This window comes from Chloroflexota bacterium, assembly GCA_016197225.1.
Classification (GTDB): domain Bacteria; phylum Chloroflexota; class Anaerolineae; order Anaerolineales; family VGOW01; genus VGOW01.
The window spans coordinates 1-21,606 of record JACPWC010000031.1; the positions used below are offsets into that span (position 1 = coordinate 1).

13 protein-coding genes are annotated in these 21,606 nt (G+C 57.9%); 1 reads left to right on the forward strand and 12 read right to left on the reverse strand.

Going from position 1 to position 21,606, the window contains the following annotated elements:
- Positions 1–225: 225 nt before the first annotated feature.
- Complete coding sequence (locus HYZ49_05620) at positions 226–1,656, forward strand: ATP-binding protein (protein ID MBI3241755.1); 1,431 nt, start codon at positions 226–228, stop codon at positions 1,654–1,656.
- Between the two features lie 274 nt (positions 1,657–1,930).
- Here the strand turns inward: HYZ49_05620 and HYZ49_05625 are convergent, their stop codons facing one another.
- The 12 genes from HYZ49_05625 to HYZ49_05680 form a co-directional block, all read right to left on the reverse strand.
- The gene (locus tag HYZ49_05625) at positions 1,931–2,509 is read right to left on the reverse strand and encodes a metallophosphoesterase (protein MBI3241756.1); all 579 of its coding nucleotides are present in this window, start codon (positions 2,507–2,509) and stop codon (positions 1,931–1,933) included.
- Positions 2,510–2,634: 125 nt separating this feature from the next.
- Positions 2,635–4,116 carry an ATP-binding protein gene (locus tag HYZ49_05630; protein ID MBI3241757.1) on the reverse strand — a complete coding sequence of 494 codons (1,482 nt, stop codon included), beginning with the start codon at positions 4,114–4,116 and terminating at the stop codon, positions 2,635–2,637.
- Positions 4,117–4,436: 320 nt separating this feature from the next.
- Complete coding sequence (locus HYZ49_05635; GenBank protein MBI3241758.1) at positions 4,437–5,297, reverse strand: hypothetical protein; 861 nt, start codon at positions 5,295–5,297, stop codon at positions 4,437–4,439.
- A 383-nt stretch (positions 5,298–5,680) separates the two neighbouring features.
- Positions 5,681–6,442 (reverse strand): hypothetical protein, encoded by a 762-nt coding sequence (locus HYZ49_05640; protein MBI3241759.1) that lies wholly within the window; start codon positions 6,440–6,442, stop codon positions 5,681–5,683.
- Positions 6,443–6,647: 205 nt separating this feature from the next.
- On the reverse strand, positions 6,648–7,880 hold the full coding sequence (locus HYZ49_05645; GenBank protein ID MBI3241760.1) for a hypothetical protein: 1,233 nt from the start codon (positions 7,878–7,880) through the stop codon (positions 6,648–6,650).
- Positions 7,877–8,341, reverse strand: coding sequence for a hypothetical protein (locus HYZ49_05650; GenBank protein ID MBI3241761.1), 465 nt, complete (start codon positions 8,339–8,341; stop codon positions 7,877–7,879). Before HYZ49_05650 ends, HYZ49_05645 begins: the two co-directional genes overlap by 4 nt.
- Positions 8,341–8,817: a hypothetical protein gene (locus HYZ49_05655; protein ID MBI3241762.1), complete on the reverse strand. Its 477-nt coding sequence runs from the start codon at positions 8,815–8,817 to the stop codon at positions 8,341–8,343. Before HYZ49_05655 ends, HYZ49_05650 begins: the two co-directional genes overlap by 1 nt.
- Complete coding sequence (locus HYZ49_05660) at positions 8,817–9,230, reverse strand: hypothetical protein (GenBank protein MBI3241763.1); 414 nt, start codon at positions 9,228–9,230, stop codon at positions 8,817–8,819. Before HYZ49_05660 ends, HYZ49_05655 begins: the two co-directional genes overlap by 1 nt.
- Positions 9,227–9,406, reverse strand: coding sequence for a hypothetical protein (locus HYZ49_05665; protein ID MBI3241764.1), 180 nt, complete (start codon positions 9,404–9,406; stop codon positions 9,227–9,229). The genes HYZ49_05660 and HYZ49_05665 overlap by 4 nt, the downstream gene beginning before the upstream one ends.
- Positions 9,407–9,526: 120 nt before the next feature.
- A complete protein-coding gene (locus HYZ49_05670) occupies positions 9,527–10,780 on the reverse strand; it encodes an ATP-binding protein (protein ID MBI3241765.1) in 1,254 nt (417 codons plus the stop codon).
- A 174-nt stretch (positions 10,781–10,954) separates the two neighbouring features.
- Positions 10,955–20,587, reverse strand: a complete 9,633-nt coding sequence (locus HYZ49_05675; GenBank protein ID MBI3241766.1) for an N-acetylmuramoyl-L-alanine amidase — start codon at positions 20,585–20,587, stop codon at positions 10,955–10,957.
- A gap of 82 nt (positions 20,588–20,669) precedes the next feature.
- Entirely contained in the window at positions 20,670–21,287 is a 618-nt protein-coding gene (locus tag HYZ49_05680; protein ID MBI3241767.1) for a hypothetical protein, read from the reverse strand.
- Between the last annotated feature and the right edge of the window lie 319 nt (positions 21,288–21,606).

A 21,606-nucleotide genomic window follows, 5' to 3' on the forward strand; every position in this document is an offset into this window, starting at 1 on the left:
CTTCTTCACTCAGTTCCCGCCAGGCACGGTCGAAGTCGGTTCGTTTCATGGAGCCTCCAAAAGGGGTATGGGCTGTCGGACGCGCAACGTGCCCCTATCTTACTCCTCTCTCTTCTGCTCCCAAAACTTTGACGGGCACTCGGCACCAGCCGCTGTGTTGAAAATAAGCCACACCTGGATTATACTAATCCAGATGTGGCTTATTTTGGGGCAAGGGGAATTTTTATGTTCGTCAATCGCGATGAGGAAATGGCTTTTTTGAATTCGGTGCTGGCCAGGACTCACCCGACTCCGGCGCAGATGGTTCTGCTCTACGGGCGCAGACGGGTTGGCAAAACCGTCCTGGCGCGGCATTGGGCTGAGACGACGGGACTGCCAACTCTATACTGGGCTGCCGAGCGTGAGCCGGCGCCTTTGCAACGGCGCAAACTCTTTGCCCGAATGTTGGGGGTGCCGCTCACCCAGGCGGCCACGTTCGAGTCCTGGGCCGATTTGTGGCAGGCTTTTGCCTCAATCCTCGGCGAGCGAAAGCAGATTCTGATTCTTGACGAAGTCACCTACGCGGCTGACTCTGACCCGGCATTTCTCTCGGCCTTACAACACGCCTGGGATCACCTCTCCAAACATTCTCATCTGACTCTGATCCTCAGCGGCTCGCACGTCCACACGATGGAAACGCTCCTGGCACGTGGCTCGCCGTTGTTTGGCCGGTTCACTGGCCAGTGGCATCTGCAACCCTTGGAGTTTGCCGCCCTACGTCAGTTCCTGCGTGGCTGGCAAGCGGACCAGCGAGTTGCGGCCTATGCCATTGTGGGCGGGATCCCTGCGTACTTGGAGCGCCTCAATTCTCGAGCCTCGCTGGCAGATAACATCCGGGACGTGATCTTGGCTCCAGGCAGTATGTTTGTGGCCGAACCGGAACTTCTGCTTTACGACGAGGTTCATGAACCCCGCGTTTACCGTGCCATTTTGCAAGCCATTGGCCTGGGCGCGCACACCGTTGACGAGATTGCCAATGCGGCGCTGGTTGGCAAAGCCCATCTCTCGGCCTACCTGGTACGCTTGCAGGAATTGAGGTTTGTCGAGCGACGACTGCCGGTGACGATCCCGCCTGGCAAGCGCCAGGCCAGCCGGCTGGGGCGTTATCATCTCATCGATCCCTTCCTGCGATTCTATTTCCGCTTTATCGCTCCCTTGCGTGATGAGGTCGGTTATCGCCCGGCGACGGTGCTGCCGGGCATCCAAGAGCAGTTGCGGGCTTTTGTCGGCGCGACGACTTATGAGGAACTCTGTCGGTCCTGGGTGCGCTCGGCCAGCCTTCAGAACCGCCTGCCCTTTGAAGCCCAGCAGGTCGGCAGCCATTGGAGTAAGGGTGTTCAGGTAGATGTGGTGGCGGTGAATTGGCAGGCCAAGTCTATCTTGTTGGGCGAATGCAAATGGGGAACCGACAAAGTGGCCCGCAAGGTAGTGAGCGAGCTGATAGAAAAGAAAGCGCCGTTGTTGCTTCAAGCCCTGCCTGAGGCAGGGCGCAGTTGGTCAGCTCACTATGCGTTCTTCAGTCGCGCTGGTTTTACTCCTGCCGCCCAAACCTTAGCCAGGGCGCATCAAGCGCTTCTGGTCGATCTCGCCCGGCTGGATCGGGAATTAGGAAGCTGATCGCCATCCCTCGCACCTGAGCGCCGCGTCAACGTCATCCATGCTTGTCCATAGACAATGGTGGCCAGCGGCAGCTCGTCGTGCTTTGTCGGTGAAGTCGGAGTGAGGGTGGTGTCCCTATAACGGGCAGGTAGCCTTTTGGCGCTTGCGAAACTGCTTGTTTTCAAGGCCTTTCGCGCACAAAAAAACATACCTGCCCTATACAGGGACACTACCCAACATCCCCCGACGACACAATCGAAGTCGCCGTTTGATTATCAGGTGGCATTGCCATTTACGGCTCGCTTTCATCAGGAGTTGACTCCATTGGCGGCATGCGCTCGGCAATGGCATCAATGTTGATGGGGTAAAAGTTGTGACAGTCCACACCCACGTCGAGCGATCGGCCCTGTGGCGGCAGGCGACCGTGACTGTGGCCATAAAGATGCCATGCACCATAGTGGGCGCGATCCCAGACGCGCATGGCGTAGTGGCACAGCACCACGACGAGCGGGTAGCGGCCCGTGCTGCGTTCGGGAAACTCGAGTGAAACGAGTGGCGGCAAGAGTTTCACGAAGTGCCCCGAACGGCTGGGGATTTCAGGGTGAAAGTCCTTCAGCCACCGGCCATCGTGACTGCCGGGCAAAAGGTGGATGCGCCCGTTCAAGTTGACCACCATGGCTATCAACCGTCCAACATCGCCGAGTGTGAAATCGCCCAGGTGATAGACGACATCCTCTGCGCCGACGAACTCATTCCAGTTCCGAATAAGGGCAGTATCCATCTCGCCCACTGAGCCGAATGGGCGGGCGCAGTAACGAATGATGTTCGTATGGCCGAAGTGATGATCAGCTGTAAACCAGATTTGGGGTATAGCCATAGCCTGTTTGCTCAAGGACGAGTTGTTTAGGGCAACAGCGGGCGAGTTGCAAAACATCAAGGTGTTGAGCGATGGCGGAATCACGTTTCTGCCCCGCCCTGGTGGTGCAGAGCAAAGCGTCAGGGTTCAGCCGAGGCGCGCAGGCCTTGTTCCAACTCTGACAGGTCCACCAGCCGGGCATTCAGCGTCCGCGCCGCTTCTCGGGTGGCGTCGGTGAAACCGGCGCGGGCAAATAGCACGTAGTGTGTCTGCCACCCTTCCGGAACTTGCGGCATCCGTTGACTGCGCGTGACCAAATCCGTCAAAACTTCTCGGGCCACCGGTTTATCTCCCCATTTCGCCTCGCCAATCAATAGTTGTTTGCTACGGCGGCTGGCCGCGACAACATCCAGCTGAACGGATTGTCCGCGTTGTTGCGCCCAGAAACTTCCGACTTCTTCTGGCAGAAATCCCAGCCCGCCCCGGTCGGCTTCATAGAATACCCATTCCCGGCATAATTCTTCAAACACATAAGCGCCAATAAAGGCCCGCAAGTCACTGGCAATCGTTTCAGTGACTCGCGCCAGTTCGCCGCGCTCAATGGCGGTCCGGTGTGGAAGGAGGAACCGGTAATAGAACCGCAGGAATGGATCCCGAACGTGATACCGGCCCCGCCGGGTGTTGGCCCCGGCCAGAACCGGGCTACGGCGCTCCACCAAGCCGAGGGCCTGGAGGGTGTCCAGGTAATGCCCCAAATTTGTCTCAGGGACGCCGGCCATTTTGGCAATCTCGGTCCAGATATGGTAGCCACTGGCAATCGAGCCAAGCACCGAAGAATAGACGAACGGGTCTGTCAGGCGTTCGTTCAACAGCAAGGCGGCGTCGCTGAACATCAGGCTGCCCGGAGCCAGCGCGCCCGCCCGCAACCCGCGGGTGAAGCTCGCGGTGCCATCAAACAGGGCCAGGTAAGAAGGGACGCCGCCGCAGACTGAGTACAAGGCGACGCGTTCAGCAGAAGACCAGGCAGGAAAAAGTTCGGCCAGGGTCCCGAACGGGAGCGGATTGAGTCTGAGCAGTGAGGTGGCCCGACCATAGAGCGGCGATTGGGCCGACAACACCTTCTTTTCCATGATGCCCACCAACGACCCGCTGAGCACCAAGCGAAGATTGGGCGTGCGCGAGAGCTGATGATCCCAGACTCGTTGGAGCAGGCCGACGATGCCGGGATCACTTTGCACCAAATAGGTGAACTCATCAATGACCGCGACAAATGGCGATTTCGCCGAATGCATGGCGGCCAGGTCGGCCAAATAGCCAAAAGCGGCATCCCAGGTTGGGAAGGAATAGTCTGGGGCGGGTGGCGCCGGCAATCGTGGATCGAGGCGGATCACCGCTTGAGAGAAATCACGCAGTTGATATTGAATGCCTTGGGTGGTTGCCGTCCAGAATAGAGAGGTGTTGGCTGGCAGTTTAGATTGAGCCACGATCTGATCCAACCAATGAGACAGTAGGCTGGTCTTGCCCACCCGGCGGCGGCCGTAGACAATGAGCAACCCGGCTCGTGGGTGGTGGTAAAAGTCATCCAGTTGTTTCAATTCGCGCCGACGATCGACGAATTTCATAGCAGGGCTGCCTTCAGAGTGTGCTCAACAACAGAGTTTTCACTATAATAGCACAAACTCTGTTATTGGACAGGGTGGCGAAATTGTTGAAGAACGGATGGTTCGGCTGTTCGAATTTTGTTCGAACGGGGTCGTGAGAGCCGCAAAATGTATCGCCCAAGTATAATACTCTGAAGATAGATTTTACGGACTACGGGCAGTAAATCAAACCCGGTTTCTCGAATGGTGGAACTATCCGCGGCCGGGCCATTCGTTATCGGCAATGGGCCGGGCCGCAAAGGCAAGCCGAAGAAGTACGTTCTGGGCCTTTCGCCACGCAGTTATTTTCCCGAAAGCGGATTGATGAACACATCCGGATAAACTGCCGACTGGACGACTACGTAAAACGTCTCGAGGGTGATGAACCGCTCATCGTCGCCGTCCAGGATGCGGTTGAACTGCCGGGTTCGCATCAGGATCTTCTTGAGCGACTCAGAGTAAAGATACTGGCGCAATTCCCCCGTCGCCAGAACCTGCCCTTTAGTCTTCAAACTTGGTTTGTGCCCATCGGCAGACTTGCCGCCGACGAGCCGCAGGGACACATGATGCGCCTGCCGGTGAGGGAGGCCGACACGGGCATTGTGTTCCACCACCCGCGTATGCCGGTCATAAATGTCGAGCCGGATAATAGTGTCGGCCTTGGCGGCGTAGAACTTGTGAATCACGCCGCCCAACTGGACGGTGTTGGTAAAAGGTTGGCCGACGTCTAATCGTTCAAAGGCCTGAGCCACCAGCTGGGTAGTGATGTGCCCGACCAGGAGTCCTTCGTCGCCCGGTTGGATGCGGTCGGGCAATCGCAATTTCTCTAGAATCGACGAGAGCGACATACGTTGAGGTGCGTCAGCCAGATAACCGCTCACCCGCACCAGGTCGCCCGGGCCGAGGCTGACGAGAGCGCCGTCAATCTGGCCGCCCGGAATCCTGACGGAGAGAATGTTCTCTCGCTCGGTTTCGAGCGGTTGCGCCAGCCGGAACAGCACGTCGCCATTTTGGAAGACGACTTTTTTCACGACGCCGGACACCGTCGTTTCGTTGAGGTGGACGTTTTCAGTGCGAGAGCGGCTTGAAGTTGGATGCAAGTGAGGGGCAGTAGCAGGTGACTCTTTTATGGCTGTCGGCAGGTCGGCGGGTAAGGTGTTCATAGACAATGGCTCCTTGAAGAAGAGAAAAGTGAGAAGGGCCTCGCCGCCTGCCGTGTTGCTAGCAGGCGACGGCCCGAGTTTGCATTGAGATGCTTAATAAAGCCGGGTGGGTTGTGTTGCCACAACCGTCCGGCACAGCGGCCAGAGGCCGCTAATCATCATTTATATTGAGTTGTAAAAGTGCGGCGAGTGAATCTTGCTTCACCCGAGTCCGCCCGGTGGGAGTCGAACCCACCTGAGGTGCGGCCTGTGGAGGCCGAACACTTGCCGACGGGCGGTTAGGTGAGGGCGGCGAGATAGCCGCCCTCAACGCAGGGCTTGGGCCGCAAAGTTCGCAGCTTGCACCGCGAAGTTCGCGGGAAGACGCTTGCACAAGTCCGGCGCTAGTTGGCCTTGACCTTCTTGGCTGTGAACTCGGCGCTGGCCGCGTACCGCTCAGCGGCGAGGGCGAGGGCTTTGGCGTTCTCGTCGGCGCGCGCGTAGCGAGTCGGGTCGGCGAAGTACACCACTTTCTCGATGGACACTTCGCGCAGCGTTTTGCCTTTGGCCGCCCCGACGTGGATGACGTGCGATCCGGGATCATCGTCGGCGGGTGTCGCCGGAGCGGGCGAAGCGCCGTTCCCGTTACCATTGCCGTTTGACGAAGCCGCCGGCGTGGACGGCTTGGCCGGCGGCGGGACGAGTTTGCGCTTGGCAACCGTGCGATGATCGCGCTTGCCCAGATACACACTCTCCTGAAAGCCGATCTTCGAGGCGGCGTTGCCGATGGCGTTGGTGATAGCGCCCTTCATCGCGTACTGCGCCACCGAGTTGTCGTTACCGCCGGTGGCCTGAATCTCGAACCGGTGCGGCCCGGTTTCATCGGTCAGCGTGTACCAGAAGTTCAAATTTCCGACAGTGGCAAAGATGCGTTTCTCGCCGTTGCGCAGGTCGATGGAGGCCGGGTCGTAGTGATAGCCCCAGCCCAACCCGCACAGCCCGAACACTTCATTGAGGATACGGTTCATGTGATTGGGGTCAATGTCGGTGAGGTCGGCGCCGCCCGGCACGGCCTTGTAAGCGTCGGGCGGCAGTTCTTCGTCCAGTTTGGCCGCCAGGTCGGCCAGCGTCAGTCCGGTCAGGGTCTTGAGTGAAGTGATGTTCATGGCACCTCCTGTGTGCAATAGCCGGCAATCGTCTGCCGGGTAGGAACAGGGCGCTCCTTCGGCAAATTGCCAGCTTGCGTCTTCAGTTGTTAAGGTGCAGCCCTACAAATCGCCCGGCAGGAGTCGAACCTGCCCATTCAGCACGACCTCCACAGGCCGCGCTCGGTTTTGCCACAGGGCGGAATTTGTTTCGTGCTCTATGTACTCACCAGCGGCTGACGAAGAGCGGCGTCTCGGGCGTGGTCATGATCAGGCTGGCAATGTCCGTCGCCCGCCCGCTCAAGCTCAGGGCTTTGATTTCACTCTCCAATATCAGCCGGCGTTTGCCGTCGCGGGCCAACACGGCGACAAAGCCTTGCAGTCCGGCGGCGTTCTTCCACTTTTGCGGCTTGTCTTCGCCCAGTTCAACTTCGACGTACACAATCTCGCCATCTTTTTCGAGCAAGGCATCGGGCTTCGCTTTGCCGGTCGTATCCGGCACCGGCTCGGCGCGCCAGCCGTTGCGGCGGGCATGCCAGAGCAGGATGAGAATGGCGGCTGTGTGTTCCGGTTGCGCCGCGCCGTCGTGCAATCGGCACAGGCGCTCGTATTCGGTCTCGCAGATGTCCCAGTTCAACGCGCCGCACACTTCCCGCCCGACTTCGCCCAGGCCCATGACGTTGAGGGTCGAACTGCCAAACGGATCGATGTTTTCGACTCGCATTTGAGTCCCTGTCAAACTCTTGCCTTCTACCAAGCGTTTGAACAGCCGCTCGATGGAGCCGCTGTCACCGCTCGAGACGCTGGGAATCTTGCTGGCGACGATCTCCTGCGCTTCGATGGCAATGCCTTTGCCCTGCGCCACCACCCAGAGCACCAGCCGTTCGCGCTCCCATTGCTTGAAATGCTTCTCGAAGCGCAGTGGCGGTTTCTCAGGCCAGTGGCCGGGCCAGGGAATGTCGAGGCGAAGGGCATGTTTGGGTTTGCCTTTCGGCTTGTCGCCGCTGTCTTTCTTCCTGGCCGAAACCGTCGAAGTCTCGACGATGGCCGTCTGAGGTCTTGCCGGCTCGATTGGCATTGTATCGGCCAGCGGTGGGCGGGCCTGTCGGGCTTCGAGCAATGACCGGCGCAGTTCATCCACTTCTTTTTGTAAGGCGGTGTTCTGTCGCTGTAATGTTTCTGCCTCACCACCACGCCAGCCGTCGCCCGGCCTGGCCGACCGGCGGTCCAACCCGTCGAGAAACGCCGCCCACTCGCGCGAGGTCCAGCAGTCCGGCGCGGCGGGATTTTTCTCCTGCGCCTGTTCCAACGTGCGACCGTCGAGGTGATAGCAGACCCGCATCAGCAAGCGGCGGAGGGCGACGACTTCGGACTGGGCCGCTTGTCGCAGACTGCGCTCGGTGTTCAACAGGTCGGCGTTGACGCGCTCGACCGGATCGAAGACCAGGCCGCCGGTCATGGTCGCCCCTCCAGCAACGTTGCCGCCGCCTCGATTGCGGCAACCGCCTCTTCCCGGCTCACCCCCGACTGCGCCCAGAGTTGAACCGAGTCGGCGGCCTTCAGCGCCGCCTCACGTTGAGAGGCCAGCATCGGGACACCCGCGCGATGGCGGTTGGCGATGCGCTCGGCGAGGAGGGAAGCCGCCACCGGATCGGGATAACGCTCAAGTGCTTTCGCCAACGCGTCCACGTCACGCCGCAACGCCGACAGTTCGCCGTCGTATTGCCGTTGGGCCTTCAGCGCCTGCCAATCGAGCCAGCCGATGAGCCGCACTTCATCCCGCGGCGTGGCGGCGCGCCCCACTAGGGCGAGGAGGGTCATCACGATGCCAACGGCCACCATCACGGCATAAGGTACGGCGCGGGTGATTGCCGGGTCGATAATGAGTTCCGGCGAACCGGGGCGGTAGCGGGCGTCCATCAACGGTTGGCTCCGATGCGCGACTGCGAAGTAGAAGTGACGTGGATGGTGATCGGCGGCGTGATGGCGGGGATCAGAATCCGAATCTGGGCCTCGGCAATGACCGTGACCGCGTTGTCGCCCGCCTGCACTGAAACTCCCGTGAGAGTCGGCGTGTACTGCCGCAGGTTGGCATTGGCTACCTGCTCGGCGAAGACGCGATGCGCCCAGGCGTTCACCGCGCCCGGCGAGTGACGCAGGTTCCCGGTGGATTGCCAGTAGTCCACGTCCACGCCGTAGACAGCTCCGGCCTCTGCCGCCGCGTCAGCCGCCGCCTGCATCTGGCTCCGCAGCCAGATGAGTCTTGGCAAGTCCGCGGCAATAGCCATGAGCGGCAGAAAGATGGTGGCGAAGATGATGGCCAGAAAGGCTAGCGTCGCCCCTTGTTCGCCAGGTCTTGCCGATGGCTGGGCGCTGATGGCTGAATACTTTGTCATCACCAACCCTCCACCCGGAAGACCGCCATCTCCGAACCGTCAATCGTGTTGGTCATGGGCGCTCCGAACATTCTGGCCAGTCCGCCGAAGAAATTTGGCACCGACCAATCCACCGCCACCCGGATGGCACTGCCACGCGCTCCGCCGCCGGAGGCCTGCACCCGGTAGTCGCCGACCGGCGCGGCGTCGAGCGACTGGATAGCCGCTTGAATGGCGGCTCCAATCTGGTTGACCTGCGTCACCGATCCGCGCCGCGCGCCATAGACGGCGGCACTCTGGGCGTTCATGCCGGCGTACCCGGCGATGATGAGGTTGAGCATCCCCAGCGCCACCAACAGCAACACCGGCAGGCCGACGGCCATCTCGGTCATCTCGCCCCGCTCGTCACGCAGAAAGCGAAGCAGGGCCGTCATCGTTGCCCAAGCATGTCGGTGGTGTTGTTGAACACCCCGGCGATGGCCTCGCCGAGCTTGAACAACACCGCGCCGACGATGACGACCATCACCAGGATCATGATCGCCTGCTGGGACATGTCGCCCCGGTCGTCGTTCCAGAAACGGACTGCATCTTGCCAAAGTTTTGCAACCATCGGTCTCTCCTTTTTGAAAAGTGACTTAAACGGCGACAGGCGCACTTCTCGAAGAAGTGCGCCTATCTAACTTGCATTATACGCTTATCTGGTGAGTTGTCAATTATCTGACGGACGCATTTAACCTGTCAGTACCGTCCATGGAGCGGCGACAATATTTTTATCCACGTAGTAGATGTCGCGTCCGCCGTGTAGAAGCAAACCCCCTGCGGCTTTGGGGTGGTCGGCCAGAAAGGCACGCAGTCCGGCGGTGTCGGCATACCCTGGTTGCGCGGTGCGTTTGACTTCGACAGCCAGTAGGCGCCGGCCGTGCTCGACGACGAAGTCAACTTCAGCGCCGGTTCGGGTGCGCCAAAAGTACAGCCGGCCGGGCGGCGTCATCAATCGGGTCAAGGCGCGCAAATGGTGGTAGATGAAGGTCTCGAAATATGCGCCTAACTCCCGTGCTCCGCGCAGATCATTTTCTTCGTAGTAGCCCGAAAGAAAAATTGCCAGCCCGCTGTCGTTCCAGAATGCCTTCGGCGATTTGAGGAGGCGGGTAGTGCGGCTGACGGTGAAGGCAGGCAGGCGCTCAAACATGTGCGTGGCTTCGAGAATGTTTAGGTAACGATGCGCCGTCGACTGTGACAGTTGAGCATCTCTGGCCAGTTCGGATTGATTGAGCAATTGCCCGGAACGCAACGCTGCCAATTCCATTAGTCGCCGGAAATCAAGGAGGGCGTCGATTTGCGACACGGGCCGAAGGTCGCGTTCCAGATAAGTGGCGACGTACCCATCCCACCAGCGCACCCACGATTGAGGAGTCTCCAGGGTGAGCAATGGCGGCATCAGCCCACGCAAAAGGTCTAATATTGCATCAGGCGGGGTAGCAGGCAGAGCGCTTTCAGCAGGCCATTCACCCGCCAGTGCGCGAGAGATCAGGTCAGTGGGTTGGCCGTGGTGAACTTCACCCAGCGTCATCGGATCGAGCACGAAATATACGGCCCGGCCGGCCAGGCTCTCGCTGACCTGCTTCATCAACAGCAAATTGGCCGAACCAGAGAGCACAAAGCGGACTCGTTGCGGGTTGCGATCCACCGCCTGTTTGACGGCGGGCAACAGTTCCGGCGCTTTTTGCACTTCGTCGAGAACGACCCGGTTCGTCCCTGCCCACAATCCCGCCGGGCTTTCGCGCGCCTGACGCAAGGTATTGAAATCGTCCAGGCTGTGAAACCGCCACTCGCGAAACGGCTCGGCATTGAGCAGGAGGGTGCTCTTGCCAACCTGCCGCGCGCCCGTCAGGACGATGACCGCATGATCATGGCTGGCGGCTTGCAGGGCCGGGGTGAGCCAGCGCGGGTGATATGTTTCTGGTGGAGAATAACTACTATTCATGCCGTGAATAATACATCACGACGTATAAACTGTCAAAATGGACGACACGCCTAAATTCCCAAAATCCGTCTTCTTCTTCCTCCAAAGCCGCTGAAGCACTGACGCTCACTGAGGCCACTGACTCAACGTCCTCAGCGGGCTCCGAGCCTGCGGGAAGGTTCGATGGGAACACTTCTATTTTGAGAGGTACCTCTTGTTGTATTGAACTAAAGGTTTTTCTCTGCTTTGGAGACGCATCTCAAGGAAGTCGCCTTTCTCTACACCTGAACCATCTACGTGCTGCACATACACCTTTCTATCTTCCGGGGTGTTATTACCGAGGTCAGTGCAAGCTTTCCATTCGGTTCTTCCTGGCCTTTGGATCCTACATTGGTTTACATCCCCGGCGTTCTTAACCTTCGGGATACGATAAACATAGATAAAGTCTCTAAAATCAATAGGCCCCCAATGAAAATCCCTTATCCCATTAGCAGGGGCTCGAGAAGGATTAGGTTCAGGGTTGACAGTTACCCACTCATCTGAGGGTGTGAGGGTCGGCAATGAGGTCAAGGTCGGAGTCGGTGGCGAAGTAAACGGCATTTGCAAGTAATAGGATTTCCCTTTTCGTATATAGCTATTCACTAGATTTGTGATTTCATTTGTTCTTCCATACATTTCTTCTGCTGACCCATGATTGTTCGCATAACACATTGGCGTCTCAGAGTAGCACATAGGCGGCCGATTGTTATAACACCCTAACGGTTGTTGGTAACATACTAACTCTGAGGGTGGTGCTGTGTTATTGCGGCTAGAAAACCACTCTCTATTTTCGCCTATTCTTTTCTGCAATGATTCGTCGATTAACGATTCTGTCACTTCTCTTCCTGCCCAAAGTAGGTTTCGCAAGCTGAACACCTGCCTGAAAAGATTGCCCGTGATAACTGGCCGAATAGCTGGCATTTTGTTACCCAGCCACCAAGCGTCACTGAATAAATTGGCTTTGGTTCCACCAAATGCCTCTTTCCATATCCCCCCGCTTATAAATTTTGAAGCAATCCCAGGTGCTGTGCCAATAGTAGCCTGCATGCCAACCTCCCCCCATTGGATTTTTTGAACGTCCCAATTGTTGTTGAGAAGATCCTTTGCAATCTGAGTGGTAGCACCACCTGCGGCTCCACCAATAGCGCAACCGACGAGTGTTCCTAAACAAAGGGCTCCAGAAACAGCACCTCCAACTGCTGAAGCCTTAACCTCGTTCCAGTCAACTTTGCCAGTAGTTGCATACTGGATAACAGCATTTGCTCCCCCACCGAAAATTGCGCCGCCGGCCGCACCTGCGAGAACGTTAAGGAAGTAACCATCTTTGTCGCTGTATCTGATTGGATTCCCGCCTACATACTCATACCGATGCAGTGTCATCGGCATTTCCAACTGCCCTCGATACGGATCCGGTTGCACCCACACCCCCGTCTCCGGCTCGTACTCACGGGCGTAGAAGTGGTAGAGCGATAGCTCTTCATCCCACTCCTGGCCGGTGTAAGTGAAGTGGTTGTGCGGGTCGGTGAAGTTGCTGGCGTCGGCGGCGTGGCCGTTGTTGCCCAGGATGATGCCGTAGTCGCTGTAGCGGTAGTCGTGCTCGCTCTGCCCCGGGTCCTGAGTCATCGCCGTCACACTGCCCAGTCCGTCGTAGTGGTAGTAATGGAGGATGTTGCCCGCGCTGCCGCCTTGAATGGGTTGCATGCTCAGGATGCGCCCCAGGCCGCGGTAGTAGTTGGAATAGTGCGCGCCCGGCTCCTCGTATTCGGCGATGGGGTCAAGCCCGTCGTAGACGGAATCCACCCACTTCTGCCCGCCGCCGGTGTTGAGCGAAGTCGAAGCACGTTGGTCGTGCAGGCGGCGGAAGAGCCGCCCGTAGCCATCGTAGGTCAGCAAGGTTTCGTCGCCGGGTTCCTTGTTGCCGTGGTCGGGGGCGCGAGAATTCTGCACCTGACTCAGGCGGTTCTCGAAATCGTAGCCGTAGTCCGTTCTCGACCAGCCACGCACATCGTTTAGCCCTTTGTCGCGGAGACTGCGGGCGACCCGATTGCCGTTGCGGTCGTAATCGTACAGCGTCACCGCCACCCCCTTGCCCCCGCCGCCCTGGTTGGTCTTGCCCGCATCGCGCAGTTTGACCAGCAGGCTGTTGACGATGCCGGCGTTGTCAATGCGCCCTTCCGCGCCCGCCGCCTCCACCGCGGCCTGCAACGCCGCCAAGTCAGCCGCCACTGCCTCCGCGTCCGGCGGGGCGTCGCCCTCCAAATCGGCGGCCAGCGCCTTCGCCTGATCTAGCAGACCCGTCGCCGTGGCCTCTTCGATGTGTTTGCCGCTTTGGGCTTCCGTCTCGTGGATAAAGGCGTGCAGGACCTGGGCGGTTTGGCCGGGGAGGTCGGGGACGCCACTCGGCGTCACCTCGCGCAGAACAGCGATCAATTCGTTCGCGGCGTCGTAATCGTAAGTCGTAGTGAGAACGTCGTTCTTCAACCCGGTCACCGGGTCAAAGTTGGTCGTCTGGCTCAGGCGGTTGCCCACCGCGTCGAACGTGTAATCGGTGAAATGCCCCTGGCTGTCTTCGGAGTGAATGAGGCGGTAGAGCGGGTCGTAGCCGTAGTCGGTGGTTACCTGGCTTGGCTGGCCCGAACCGTATTGGGCCGCTGTCCGGGTACGGTTGCCAACGGCGTCGAGGGTGTAAGCGAATGTGCTGATCACCTCGCCGCTGTTTCGGTGGTTTTGGACGCTCACTAAACGCTCGGCGGCGTCGAAATCGTAGCGCGCCACCGTGTCGTTGGGGTTTTGCACTTTGGTGGCGTTGTGGGTAGCGTCACGGGTCACGTCGAAGATATTGCCCTCGGGGTCAGTCACCCGCTTGACGAAATTCGTCCCGTCATAGTCGTAAGTCACCTTTCGCCCGTCGGGATAGGTCAGGCTAGTGCGGTTGCCCACCGGGTCGTAGGTGTAGCCCACTCGCTGGCCAATGTGATTGGTGCTGGCTGTCAACCGATTCAGCGCGTCGTACTCGTTGTGGGTCACGCCCAGCGAGTCGGTCATCTCCGTCTGGTTGTGAACCTTATCGTAGCCCAATCCGATCCCCGTGTCGTCAGGATAGTCAATCCGCGTCAACAGATCGTCGGCGTTGTAGGTATAGCGCGTGACATCGCCGTTGGCGTCGGTGCGCACCGTCAGATTGCCGACGGCATCATGCTCGTACTGCCATCGGTGATGCAGGGGGTTGACTTCCTCCGTCAGGCGGTCGAGCAGATCGTAGTCGAACGTCGTCTTTTCGCCGTTGGCGTCGGTGATCTTCGTCAGGTTGTCCACGGCGTCGTAGGCGTAACGTGTGGTCACGTTGGTCTGCTGGTCGCCGGGGCTGCCGGGTTGCTCGTTTTGGACGACGGCGATCAAGCGGCTGAGCGCGTCATAATCGTAGCGGGTCTTGACGCCGTTCGCATCCGTGAGGCGAATTGTCTGGCCCAGCGCGTCGTAGCCGTAAGTGGTGACGTGGTTGAGCGGGTCTTTTTCGCTGATCCGGCGATTGAGGGGATCATAGGTGTAGGCCCAGGTGTTGCCCTTAGCGTTGGTTCGGACGGTCAGGTTGTGGGCCGCGTCGTACTGGTAGCCCGTTTCCTGTCCCCCGGCCTCGGTGAACTTGACGAGCAGGTCGTCGGCGTTGTAGTCAAAATGCGAAGCATGGTCGTTGGCGTCGGTGAACGCTGTCAGGTTGTCTTCCGCGTCGTGCGCCATCGTCGTCACGCCCCCCAGCGTATCGGTGATGGTCTCCAAATTGTAATTAGCGTCATACCCGTAGCGCGTTACGCGGCTGAGCGCATCGGTGACCGCCGTGATATTGCCCACGTGGTCATACTCGAACGACGTGGGATGACCGCCAGCGTCTAACCGCTCAACGAGCCGGTTAAGGTCGTCATAACGCAGTAATACCCGATGGCTGTTCGCATCTATCGTGCTAGTGATGTTTCCGATAGCGTCGTAGCCGGTCCCCCATTCGCCGCCCAAGGCGTCGCGCTTAAGGGTGAGGCGATCCAACTCATCGTAGGTATATTTGGTTTGAGCGTTGCGCGGGTTAGTTTCGGTCTTCAGGTTGCCGACCGCGTCATACTCATATTGCCAGATGCCGCCCAACGAATCGATCTTCTGCGTCTGGCGATCCAGTAGATCGTACTCAAAGGTGGTCTGGTTACCATTGGCATCAATCATGGCCGTCTGGTTGCCCACGGCGTCGTAAGTGTAGCGGGTCGTCACATTGGTCTGAGGGTCGCCCGGGCCGCCGGGTTGATAGTCTTGGATGACGGCGGTCATACGGCCTAGCGCATCGTATTCTTGACGCGTCGGATTGCCGTTCCCGTCCGTCATGCTGGTTGTCTGGCCCAAGGCGTCGTAGCCATGCCGAGTGATATGGCTGCCGGGATCGATTTCACTAAGCCGCCGGTTGAGGGGATCGTAGGTATATTTCCAAGTGTTGCCTCTGGCGTTAGTGTATGAGATCAGGTTATGGGCGGCGTCGTAGCCATAATGCCTGGTCTGCCCGCCAAACCGGGCGGATTCGACAAGCAGGTCGTCGGCGTTGTAGGTGAAACGAGCCGTGTGACCGTTGGCGTCGGTGAATGCTGTCAGGTTATCCTCGGCGTCATACGCCATCGCCGTCACGCCATCCAGCACATCGGTGACGGTGATCAGGTTATCGTTGGCATCGTAGGTGTAGCGGGTCAGGCGGTTAAGCTCATCAGTGACCCCGATCGTGTTGCCCACGCCGTCATACGCGAAGAACGTCGAGTGACTTGCCGCGTCTATCCGCTCAGTCAGGCGATCAAGAGCGTCGTAGTGCAATGTCGTGTGATGCTGATTCGCATCGGTCACGCTAGTGATATTTCCGACCGCGTCGTAGTCGGCCTTCCGCTCGCCGCTCAAGGCGTCGCGCATGAGCGTAGGGCGATCCAAAGCATCGTAAGTGTATTCCGTCCGGGCGTTGCGCGGGTTGGTGAAGGCCGTCAAATTGCCAACGGCATCGTACTCGTACTTCCAGACGCCGGTCAACGAGTCAATCTTTTGCGTCAGGCGATCCACCTCATCGTAATCGAAACTTGTCTTTGCGCCCTTGGCGTCCGTGCTGGTCTTCAGATTTCCTACCGCGTCGTAAGTGTAGCGCGTGGTGACATTCGTTTGCTGGTCGGTGGGGCCGCCGGGCCGATAGTTCTGGATAACGGCCGCCAGGCGGCCAAGCGCGTCATACTCTTGGCGGGTCGTGTTGGTGTTGCCGTCTGTTATACCCGTCATCCGGCTGAGTGCGTCGTATTCATACCTGGTGGTGTGGCTGAGCGGGTCGGTTTCGTTGATTCGGCGGTTGAGGGCGTCGTAGCCATATAGCCAGATATTGCCTCTGGCATTGGTGTACTTGACCAGGTTGCCTACCGGGTCATAGTCATACTTCCTCACCTGCCCGCCATTGGCGGTGAACTGGGTCAGCCGGTCATTGAGGTCGTATTCAAAATGAGAGGCGCGGCTATTGGCATCGGTGACGTTGGTCAGGTTGCCTACCGCATCGTAAACATAGCGGGTGGCGACGTTGGTTTGCGCGTCGCTGGGGCCGCCCTGCACGTAGTTTTGGACGGCGGCGACCAAACGGCCAAGCCCGTCATAGTCCTGGCGCGTCACAATATTTCTCTCATTAGTGATACGGATCATCCGGCTGAGAGGGTCGTATTCGTATCTGGCGATCTGATCGAGCGGATCCGTTTGGCTGATCCGGCGATTGAGCTCGTCATAGGCATACGTCCAGGTATTGTTCCTGGCGTTGGTGTACGAGACCAGATTATGCGCCGCGTCGTAGCGATAAGTCGTTATCTGCCCCCCGCCCTCGGTGACTTTTGTGAGCAACCCATCCAAGTCATGGTCAAAGAGTGTGGTGTGGCCGTTGGCGTCGGTGAGCGCCGCCAAGTTATCTTCGGCGTCATGTGCCATCGCCGTCACGCCAGTCAGCGAATCCGTAATCCTCTCCAGGTTATCGTTGGCATCGTAGTTGTAGAGCGTTGTATTATTGAGCGCATCAACGACCTTCTTTGTGTTCCCCACGCCATCATAAAAGAAGAGAGTGGGTTTGCTGTCCGCGTCTACGTGTTTGATCAGGCGGTTGGCGGTGTCGTAGAATGACGTGGCAGTATTATTATTGGCGTCGGTCGCGCTGATGACGTTCCCGACGGCGTCGTAGCCGAACTGCCACTTGCCATCCAGCGGGTCGCGCAGGAGCGTGAGGCGATCCAACAAATCGTAGGTATACTTCGTCTTTGCGCTGCGCGGGTTGGTCATCAGTGTGAGCCGCCCGACCGCGTCGTACTCGAAACTCGTGATCCCGCTCAGAATGTCAGTCTGCTTGGTGAGCCGGTTCAGCGCGTCGTATTCAAATACCGTCGTCTGAGTGAGGGCGTCACTCAGACGAACGACATTGCCATTCGGGTCGTAGACGAAGCGAGTGCGGCCATGTAGAGCGTCCTCGACCTCAATCAGTTGATAGATGGCATCATAACGATACGTGGTTACATTGCCGCGCGGATCAGTCATGCTGGTGCGATTGTACATCGCGTCGTAGCCATAGGTCGTCCGATGGCCCTCGGGATCGGTTTCGGCGATGAGTTTTAGATTTACATCGTATTCGTACTTGGTCACGCCGCCCCGGCGGTCAACCATCTGCTTTAGGTTATCGTTGAGATCGTAGGTGAAAGTAACACTCTGGCCTTTGGGGTCGGTGATGCGGGTGACGTTGTCGTTGCCGTCGTGTTGGAAGCTGACCGTGTGGCCGTTGGCATCCGTCATGCTCGTCCGGCGGCCCACCGCGTCGTATCCGTACTGAGTTTGATTAGGAATGGAGTCGGTGACCTTGATCAAATTGCCCTGGGCGTCAAAAGTAAAGATGGTGGGATGTTGGTTAGGATCGATCAACTTCACCATCTGGCCATGCGAGTCGTATTCTGCGCGGATCTTTGTGCTGTCGGGTCGCTCGATAAGGATCAAATTGCCATCGCCATCATAAACGAATGTGGTAGTACGCGGCGCATCGCCTGGCCCGCCGGGGTCGGTGATGCTTGTCAGGTCGTTGGTAGCGTTATAGGTATGGGTGGTAGTATGGCTTAACGGGTCGGTAAGGGTGAGCAGATTGCCCCGATCGTCGTAGGTGGATGTCCAAGTGTTGCCGCGCTTGTCGGTGTAAGTAGTAACGTTGTAATCGTCGTCGTAGACAAGTTTCTCTATCTGGGGCAGGCCATCCTGAGTCTCGGTCACACGGGAGAGATCGTCATATTTATCAATGGTTGGATTGCTCAGGTTATCGGCGAAGAGGGTCTGCCCATCCGTGTCATAATTGAAATGGTCGTGACTGCTGCCAGCATCAATCTGTTCGACGACCCGCCCCTCAGTGTCATAAATGTTCTGCAGGTAGAGGATACCTACGGGGTCAGTCAGTTTTGTCATGCGATGATCGGCGTACTCGAACTGATACACCCCCTGATTAGCATCCGTGACGCGGATCAAATCGCCATCGGCGTTGTATTCGTAACGAATCGTGCGCTCGGCCAGGTCAGTGATAGAAGCAATGTGTTCCCCCTCATAAGTCAGGTTGTATTCACGGCCTGCCGAGTCAATGATGCGTGTCACATGCCCATCGTCGTCGCGCTCAAAAGTGATCGTATTGCCGTGACGGTCGTTGACAGCCATCAAGAGTCCGCGAAAGCCGAAAAGCTTGAAATGATAGAAGAGTTGATCGGGCGTCCTCAACATGAAGTCGGGGCCGTTGCGCGCGAGAGTGTCGAAGACCCCATCTTGCCCCGGCGCGTAGCCATCGCCTTCGGTCACAAAATAGATGCCCTGCCCGTCGGGGCGGCGAACGTCTATACTGCCGTCGTTCGCCAGGCGCAAATGCATATCCAGTAACGACGCCCAACCTTTTCCGAACACACCCTGCCATCCTTCAAGATCAAAAAGGTCGAGGCTGTTGTAAGTGCGCTGGAGGGCGAAATCGAAACCGCCCACCCCCGGAATCTGAAGATCGGTGAATTGCTGGACGTGATTGCCAGTGGAAGTGTTAACCGGGTCGCCGCGGTAGCGCATCCAGTTCTGATAGGCCAAGTCGTATAAGCGAGCGCGGTCTGCTGCCGAGAGCGGATCGGGCAGTTGGAAGTCGGGGTTGGTGCAAACGCTGATGCCGCCCAATTGATCAATGATGGCCACCGTTACCCCATTGGCGATAGCTCCCATGCCTGCTGGGTCATCCATAATCGTCCGGTCATAGATGTTGTCCATGAAGGCTAACTCGGCGTGCGTGAAGAGCGGAGTGACGTGAAGAGCAACATAGATCGGACCGCCGGGATTGTTGGCAGCATTTTTAACCCCAGGCGTGCGTATTGGTAGAGGAGCAAATTCGCTAACCCGCTTATTCATTTGCTCGCCAAACGCCATATCGCCGGGCTTGTCGAAATTCACCCATTGCTCGATACCACTCCCAGTGCCGGTAGTGTCCGTCATGATGCCGTTGGTGACATTGAAAGCCAATGTCACTGCCGCATCAGGGTTGTTGCTATTGATTATGTCCGTCCGCATCTCACGCGAGACCGTGGTTTCATTATCAGTGCGGGTCATTATGACTTGAATGCCGCCACACCGCCCTAAGAGGACACTCACTTGCTGTGCAACTATTAGATTGTAGGTTTTCTCGCAGGCGGCTTTATCTGGAGGAGAAGTCACTCTTCCCCCACACCCCGCCACGTGGGGATCGGGCCCACCATGATCGGGATTGAGCACGACTACTTTCTGTGATGCAGGCGGCAAGGCGGCAAATAAGATACGAGCGTTTTTGTAACCGCCGTGCTTTGTTGCGGCGGTGGCAGACACGTCAGGCCAGCCCAGCAACGCATAGTGGCCGCCGTATTCGATCTCAGAGTAGGTAGTATGGCGAACGGTGTCAATCACCGTCGGCACCGTATGCCAAGTGCTTGTCTCCGGGTCTTGCCGGTATAGGCTCAAGAATTTTTCTTGTAACCCGGCCACGCCAGCCCGTGAAAATTGAATCATGACTTTCACGCGCGGCTGGGCGTCGTAAACCGCCCGGTCAACGTTCAACTCCGGGTCATGGTAGGTGGTGGTGGTAACTAGTGCCGGGAAGTAGGGGAAGAGCGTGCCATCGGCCTCGCTTTGCACCGTCACGTTAAAAGCCAACGCCCCGGCCAGCCGCAAACTGGGCGGCAGATTGCGGGGCCTCGTGTAAGTGTAATGGCCTATGGCCGCGGCTTCTACTGCACCAGGGGCAAAGATAACCGTAACCTGACCATCGGGCGAAGTGACGATGCCGCCTGTTGCAGGAGAGATTTTTCCATCGAATATAGGGGGTGGGTTCGTTGGCTGAGGAGTGCTTGTGATGCTCTGCGGCGCACTGGTGCTAGTCGGCAGGCCTGCTGGTGTCTCAGCAGATTGAATCTCAGTCGGGCCAGGTGTCCGGGCGTTTGCAATTGGTAAGTCTGATTGGAGAGTTGGCAGCAGGGTGGGAAGTTTGGTCGCTGACAAGGTATCGGGCGTTGCGCCAATTGTTCCTGTTGGCGCGGCGGCGACTGCCGTTGCCGGAGCATCTTCCGTCGCCGGCACTAGCGAAACAGGCGGGTTGGTTGTAGGCGGTCCGCTTGGGGCGCGAGCAGGTTGTCCTACGATAGAGCCAGATAAGATATTGCTAAGGAGGATTGACAGAATGACGAGGCTGTTCGCTAGAACATTCACCAATTTGCGGGTTGTCGGTTTCATGCTATCCTCCCTCTTGGGGTACTAGCTTTAGTAAATTGTTGACCTGTCATCCTTGATGCAGGCTGCTGATGCTAAAAGCAACTTAGCCATTCCAGCTAAAGGTGTATCGGGTCTGGTCTTTGAGTTTGAGAGTGTATGTGCCGTCCGCGCTGTCGGTCAGCGTATTGAAGATTCCGGTTGGTGGTGTCCAGGTAGAGCCAGAGGGAGTGTAACGATCCAGCCGCCCATCGCCCATACGAATCAGGATTGAAGAGGGCGACTCGACAGCAAGCTTCTGATCGTAGAAATGAGACCAGCCCAGCCCGATTGAGCCACTATCAGCATTGGCTGAGTTGTAAACGTGAAGAAACGCAAAGCCAAGGCCGCGCCCGGGGACGCTCAAATCGTGTTCCTGCCAGGCAAAGCTGCTGAAGACCACATTCACACCCAATCCGGCAAAGGTTGTCCAAGGGACAGAAGGTGAGCCGTGGTGGAGGATATCGTAGTCGGTTGGTGTGGGAGGTGGGGCGGCGAGAGTTTGGAGAGGGAGTGGGGTGTAAACCTGGGCGGGTAGATGTGCCGTATTCCCAATACTGGCCGAAGTAAAATCCGGGTTACAGAGGGCGGCCTCAACCAACGGCGCTGACCCTGCTGAAGAAACCAGCAGTGAGATAACTACCAGCAAAGAGATAGCAGTGAATGCAGGGTCTGAAGGCAACATGGCAGCCATCCAATATGGCTTGCGGCTTGTGCCAGGCCGTTTGCGCTAATACCGGCTGTGCCTTGAGACCCTACACTTGCAGTTAGCGTCTAAATTGAGCGCTGGTGTTCCCCGATTAATCTTTTTACTCTTCTTGGTCAGATAAAGTAAATAGGTAATTTGACACAAGTACATAGGCGAATGTACTGTTCGCATACAGTACATTGTCACGCTTCTCAACTGAACGAATTCATAAACACAGAACAACAGGCATCATTGATATTCCTGGTTGACCATCTATTTCCGCTTGCACGCGAGAGCATAACTTCACAAAATCTGG